This window comes from Methanobrevibacter filiformis, from assembly GCF_001639265.1.
Lineage (GTDB): Archaea > Methanobacteriota > Methanobacteria > Methanobacteriales > Methanobacteriaceae > Methanacia > Methanacia filiformis.
In genome coordinates this window covers 1-5,323 of sequence record NZ_LWMT01000062.1, presented here as the reverse complement: position 1 = coordinate 5,323, position 5,323 = coordinate 1, and the positions used below count along the sequence as shown (strand labels likewise).

Annotated in this window: 6 protein-coding genes; all 6 read right to left on the bottom strand. The window is 26.1% G+C overall.

What is annotated here, in order from left to right; translation table 11 throughout:
* Window positions 1–445: hypothetical protein (locus tag MBFIL_RS02320; protein ID WP_157078598.1), on the bottom strand; the 445-nt coding region annotated here is incomplete at its 3' end.
* Between the two features lie 1,135 nt (window positions 446–1,580).
* Window positions 1,581–2,393 carry a sulfur carrier protein ThiS adenylyltransferase ThiF gene (gene thiF, locus MBFIL_RS02315; RefSeq protein ID WP_066971119.1) on the bottom strand — a complete coding sequence of 271 codons (813 nt, stop codon included), beginning with the start codon at window positions 2,391–2,393 and terminating at the stop codon, window positions 1,581–1,583.
* Between the two features lie 5 nt (window positions 2,394–2,398).
* Window positions 2,399–2,593: a sulfur carrier protein ThiS gene (gene thiS, locus MBFIL_RS02310; RefSeq protein ID WP_066971117.1), complete on the bottom strand. Its 195-nt coding sequence runs from the start codon at window positions 2,591–2,593 to the stop codon at window positions 2,399–2,401.
* A gap of 176 nt (window positions 2,594–2,769) precedes the next feature.
* Entirely contained in the window at window positions 2,770–3,198 is a 429-nt protein-coding gene (locus MBFIL_RS02305; RefSeq protein ID WP_066971115.1) for an HVO_A0114 family putative DNA-binding protein, read from the bottom strand.
* Window positions 3,195–3,464 carry a hypothetical protein gene (locus tag MBFIL_RS02300; RefSeq protein WP_066971113.1) on the bottom strand — a complete coding sequence of 90 codons (270 nt, stop codon included), beginning with the start codon at window positions 3,462–3,464 and terminating at the stop codon, window positions 3,195–3,197. The genes MBFIL_RS02305 and MBFIL_RS02300 overlap by 4 nt, the downstream gene beginning before the upstream one ends.
* Window positions 3,465–3,670: 206 nt before the next feature.
* A complete protein-coding gene (locus tag MBFIL_RS02295; RefSeq protein ID WP_066971112.1) occupies window positions 3,671–4,861 on the bottom strand; it encodes a redox-regulated ATPase YchF in 1,191 nt (396 codons plus the stop codon).
* Window positions 4,862–5,323: the final 462 nt, after the last annotated feature.

The following is a 5,323-nucleotide window of genomic DNA, read 5'->3' as shown; positions in this document are numbered from 1 at the left end:
AATTATATTTAGCCTGTAAATACATGATTTTAAACATTAAAGTAACATCATGATGTGGTCTACCTCTGCACTGGTGATTGTACATGGATTCCAGTATTGATCTATATATTTCACAATTCAGCATATTTTTATGTTCTTTCAATTCTAACAACTCTTCATTTTCATTATTCATAGAGTTAAGAAGAAAAAGAGTCTTAAAATGATTCACACTTTCTCCATCATCTAATGCGCGAACCATTCTTTCCAAATCACAACACAAAAGCTCTTTATTAAAAGGACTATTAATATTAAAATTAAGACCTTCCTTCCACAAATCACTAAAATCCCCACGAACAACAGACCTCAAATAATCAAAATCAACACTAAACTTACCACTACTCTCCCAAACATTCAACTTCTTCAACACAAACCTAAAACACTTACGAATACTACTATTAAAACTCATAAAAAAATATATAAACAATCAAACATAAATAAAAATACCAAAGAAAAAAAATAATACATATAAAAAGAAAATTATTAAATACGAATCCTCCCATATACATTTTTAACTAAAATAATATAAAGTTATATAAATTATATTATTTTAATTTAACCATTTTAGTATTTTTTAAGATACTAATCATATTGCCATGCTTAAAAAACACAGAATTAAATTCTTCCTGTCAAATATCGATAATCAAACCATTTTTACTATTAAATTCAGCCATTATGCCTCATAAACCTAGCAAACTATCATTAATATGTTTTAATAAATTTAAGAGGGTAATTCTCTCTGCATTTTCATTCCATTAACTATTATTTAAATCTTGATAGCATAATGCCAAATTTTTCTAATTCAATGTGTCATGATATTTTTAAAACATCAACACATATGATACAATATTGTTCAAATAAAATCATCCCGCCAAAATTACCAAAATTAGCTAAAATTAGGAAATTTATAAAACAACAAGTGAAAAAATTAATATATTCTAAAATTTATATAAATACTTATATTAACAAAAAGGAATTGAATACCCATGGAATTAACCAAAATACTATCAATTATAATTATCATAATTGCAATAATAAACATAATATTGAGCTATTTATCTAAAGATAGATCCAAAACTTATATATTTAATATTGGTGTGCAAATATTTTTAATAATAGCAAGTGTAATATTAATATTACTAAGATAGATAAAATAGATCAACTTAATCTATCAACACTTGAATGATTAAAATTATTCACATTTTTTAGTTTTATTGCATATATCACGGTGACTATAATTTTTTGGACTTCTAATTGAAATATGATCATTTTATAATATCATCTAAAACAATCAATACAAATAAAAATTAAGAAACTAGAAAACAAAGGTTTAATAGAATTAAAACAAGGATGAGAATGATGAAAAATAGTGAAATTCTAGTAAAATCCCAATAATCATGATAAATAGAAATAGCTATTTAACAAAAAAGAAATGTATAAATATTGTATGCGATACTGTATAAATATTATATACGATACTGTATAACTATTGTATACAATAATGTATAATAGAATAATTAAATTCAATATAAATATTATGGAAATTATACATCTTCTATATCTAATAATAACCTCATGATCATATTGGCTTCATGTCCAGCACAAATGCTTACTCTTGGAGCCATTAGTCCATTAAAAGCCTGCGCTTCACTTTTCAGGTCTCCACAAATATATACATTTTTCATTAATTGTCTGGTTTTTATGGTGTTAGAACTTTCATATCCTGCCATTCCAGAACCACAAACCATTTTGGTATCTGGGAGGTCACGAGAAACTGCGTTAATCAGCATTGCTTTTTGATCTGCTTTGTCAAAAGCTTCGCAAACAATATCATAGTTAGAAAAAAGTTCTTTTGCATTTTCATCTGTAACTTTCTCTGTTTTTATTTCTACATCAATAAATGGATTTATTTTAGCTATTATTCTTTTAATAGCTTCTGTTTTAAACATTCCAAGATCTTCTATTGTATATTGTTGCCTATTAAGATTACTTGGCTCTATAATATCAAAATCAACAAGAAGTAGTTTTCCAACACCTGATCTAGCAAGCATAAGTGCAATATTGCTTCCAAGACCTCCAAGTCCAGCAATGGCCACTTTACCAGATTTAAGTTTGTTGTAAACTCCAGGACTATGACGAGCACTTAACATGCTTTCCCATTCTTCTTTTTTAGGCATAACTCCTTTTTTTATAATCACAATTTCATCATTATCACTAAGTTCAATATCATTAGATATCTGAAATCCATTAACTATAATAACACTTTCATCTTCATCTTGGGTGTATTCTTTTTGCAGGTTAAAAGCAGAGATAGGATTGATTTTAATTTCTTTTCCATTTAATTTAATATTTAACATCTTTCCTATCCTCCTCCAACAAAGCTTACAATTTCATAGTTGTCTTCATTTTTTAATATGATTTCGCAGTAGCTATTTTTTGATATTATTTTTCCATTACGCTCAACTACTATTTTTTCAAGGCTATAATCACTTTTTTCTAAAAACTCACTTAATGTTATTCCTTCTTTAAAAGTAGTCTCTTTTCCATTCACTTTCATAGTTATTACTATTATTATTATAATATTTATATAACCTTGTTGTAATCAACTTAAATCAATTTCAAAAAGATGAATATTATAATAAATAGGGCGAATATTCGATGATAGATTAATGGTATAAAATAAGTTTAAGATACATTATTAAAAGTAAGGAGAAAATAGTTAGTTATAATTAATTAGATAGCTATTTCTATTTTATCATAAGTAACAACAGGTATCTTACTATTTTTAATACCTTCTTTCAAATTTAATAAACCTTCTTGTTCTAGCCGTGAAATCCTTCTTTGTGTGTTACTAACATCTTCATTTATTAGTCTTGATAGTTCTCGTATTGAACTGGGATTGTTATTTTTAATGAAGTTTAATAGTTCTAATTCGATGTTAGTTAGTGTTAGTTTATCTGTTAGGATTGTTGTGATATCTGTTATTTCATCCTCAGGGTTTTCTCCAAAGAATTTCCAGTCTTCTAAATCAGAAAACATTTCTCCATTATTTTTATCTTTTTCTAACAGTTTTTCTAATTGTTCAATTGAGCCATATTTTTCAATCATGTCGTTGATTAGGTCTTGTCCAGTTATGACTTTTACTAAATTTATTTTGATCATTTTAACTCCTCATATAGCTTATCTTCTATTAATTTATTATTTGATTCAATATGGTTTTCTATTATTGTCCATGTTTTTTCAAAGCTTCTTTTTTTTATTTGGTTGTGTTTTTCCATGTTTGATGATAGGTGTATATGGTTGAAGCTATGAAAAGTGTCTATTCTTGTGTGTGGAGGTATTATGACTATTGACCATCCTCTTTTTGTTATTCTTCCTTTTATAATGTGACTCTTTATTTTAGTTTGTGTTCTTTTTTCTAGCTTCATATAGTGTATTATATATTGATACACATATATAAAGATTTATATTAAGTATTTATAAATTCTAAAGAAGTATTACTAAATCTTAAAAATCATTGTATTTGAAAAATAGTTTTTTAAAAGTAATCTCTTTTCCATTTACTTTCATAGCTATTACCTATTATTAATTACTTATTATTATTTGTTTACTTGTTAGTTATATCTTACAATATTTATCCATGGGTTATTATGCTAATTATGTCTCCATTAGATAATTTAAAGTCACTAGCTATTCTCATATTTGTTTTAGCGTCAATAGCATGCATAAATTTATCTCCAATATCTGTGTGAACCATATAAGCAAGGTCTCTAGGAATTGAGTCTTTTTCTATTAAAATAGCATCAGGAAGAATGTTGCCTTTTTGATCAGTTAATTTATGTTCATCTTCTACTGGATAAACAGCTATCATATTAAGTAAATCAAAAATAGCTGCATTAAGAGCTTTTTGAACACCAGTTCCTCCGTATTTTTCTAAAATATTTGTTTTAATATATTCTAAAGCTTTTTTCTGATTATCATTCAATTCTTCTTCTTTTAAAATATTAAAACTAGCGTCTCCTGGTTTATAATCAATTAATCCAACTTTTGATGCATTTATAAGTGCAAGTTCTGATTCTGCTGAGGCTGGAATAAGGTTTGGATATTTTTCTTTCATTCTTTTAATATTTTCTTCAGAACTTGGTAAATCTGCTTTATTTGCAATAATTAGCATTGGTTTAGCTATTCTAAGTAAGTTACTTACAAGTTCAATTAATTCTTTCTTTTCCCATTTGAAATAATCTGGATTGATTGGTCTTTTTGCCTCAATAATGTGTTCAATAGCTATTCCAGTTCCAGATAATTGTTCATGGATTACTTTTGAAATATCTAATTTTTCAGCTTCGATTTTTCTAATTAATCTAGTCCAATTCTTACTTAATATTCCATACATCCACATTATTATCTCATTTTCAAGAAATTCAATATCTTCTAAAGGATCATGTGTTCCAGCATCCACTGGTCTTCCTTCAACATCAGTTGAGCCAGATGCATCTATAACATGAATAAAAACTTTAGCTTGACGAAGATCATCTAAAAACTTATTACCTAATCCTTTTCCTTCATGTGCTCCAGGAACAAGTCCTGCAACATCAATTAACTCTATTGGAATAAATCGTTTACCATCAACACACTTAGAGTTTCGTGGATTACATGTTAAATCTAATTCTGCACAAGGACAATCAGTTACAACATGTGCAACTGCTTTATTAGCATCTATGGTTGTAAATGGATAATTAGCCATTTCTACCTTTGATGATGTTGCTGAATTGAAAAATGATGATTTTCCTACATTTGGTTTTCCTGTAACTGCAATTTGAAGCATAAAATCACTATAAATATTTTATATAATAGGTTATCCTTATTTTTATCTGGTTTATAAACATTTAATTCCTTTTAATTAATCCCTATGAAAAGCAATAAATCATAATTTAATTATTCAAATAGATTTACTTAAAAGTATAGGTTTAATCAATCAAAGTTTAAATTAAATTTTGTTCTAACATTTACAATTTTAAATGGCATAATCATTTTAAGAATATTAAGAGGAATATTAGACTTTTAAATCATTAATTTAATTAATATATGGTTAACTACAAAGAAACATTGAAAATAAAATATTCAAATCTTATTAAAACATAACATGATTATTAGTATTACTTATAGGGGATGTCCCATAATTCTATAAGTCGTTGAAAATCTATTTAATTAATTTTTAAGCGTTTTAACTAAATATATAGTAAAACAAAGTTATTTTAATCATTTTTAAATATAATATGTTTTCATG